The following is a 1,159-nucleotide window of genomic DNA, read 5'->3' as shown; positions in this document are numbered from 1 at the left end:
CATATTTAGGAGGTACATTATGATAAAAAAATATAAATCAATAACCTCAATCGTTTTGCTACTCGTTATCTTTTTTCAATTTAATTTCCCATCACTTATTCATGCAATAGGTAATGAGCATGAAAATGACATCTTATATACACCTAAAGATTTTGTTGTAGAAGATATTATTGTATCTGATTCTTATATAAAAACCTCTGTTGTAGATAAAATAAAAAATACAACGGAATTTGTAGAAGTAAACATCTTTTCTGATTACAAAGAAATAATCGTAAAAAATGAACTTGGAGAAATATTATGGACTTCTGGACAAATTCCAACAGATTCTCTACAAAATTTTTCATTAAATAAAAATAGTTTAAACTCTATAGGATTAATGTCTTATGGAAATTGGACTGATTGGTATATATCTGAAACAAGATCTAATTTAGCTACTAATGTAACAGTTGGAATTGCTGTAGGCATTGTTGTTTCTGTGATAGTTGGTCCTATAATTGGCTCTGCTAGTGGTGTTGCAGCACTAATTACAAACTCAGTATTTTCCTTTATTTCAGAATTAATTAATGACGGTATTCCTGTAATCTATTATAGAGTATACACAAGAGTACGCAGTGATAGAAATAATTCAAAATATGAAAAACAGCGTTATGCTAAGCTATACAGATACTTTGATTACACTGGTCCTTATACTACAACCGGCACAATAAGTTGGGTTAACGACTATTCTGGTTTTGAACATTGAAAGTAAAAAAAGGATATTTTTATATGGTTACTACTTATTATATGGTTACTATTTATTGCCTGAACAATATTATTCTGCTAAGTTTTTTACTTGAAAATGACTTATTTAAAAATATTGTTGCAGTTTTTGGAGCGATAATCTTAGTTTTTGGCTTAAAAAAATATGGTAGCAGTTTAAAAGACATAAATACACCAAAATTTAGCCAATTCTTTTTATTGATACGATATCCATTTATTTACATTGGTACTTTTGATAGAAACTACTGCCATGGAAATTTAAAGACATTTCTTGTTATTCTTTTTATACTTGGTTTGTTATATGACCTGGGATGCATTGTTAAAATGCTATCCGAGTGTAAAGAGTAAAATATGCTTCTAAAATTTAACTATAATACCCAGACATCTTGTTCTGGGTTAC

The 1,159-nt window shown here is 28.5% G+C and carries 1 protein-coding gene; it reads left to right on the top strand.

Annotated features, from left to right (window positions below; translation table 11 throughout):
• Positions 1-19 precede the first annotated feature (19 nt).
• The gene (locus HMPREF9129_RS10260; protein WP_004823545.1) at positions 20-742 is read left to right on the top strand and encodes a hypothetical protein; all 723 of its coding nucleotides are present in this window, start codon (positions 20-22) and stop codon (positions 740-742) included.
• Positions 743-1,159: the final 417 nt, after the last annotated feature.

It is taken from the genome of Peptoniphilus indolicus ATCC 29427 (assembly GCF_000227315.1).
In the GTDB taxonomy this organism is placed as follows: domain Bacteria; phylum Bacillota; class Clostridia; order Tissierellales; family Peptoniphilaceae; genus Peptoniphilus; species Peptoniphilus indolicus.
Note: the sequence above shows the minus strand (reverse complement) of the source record. Positions and strands in the feature narration are given on the sequence as shown.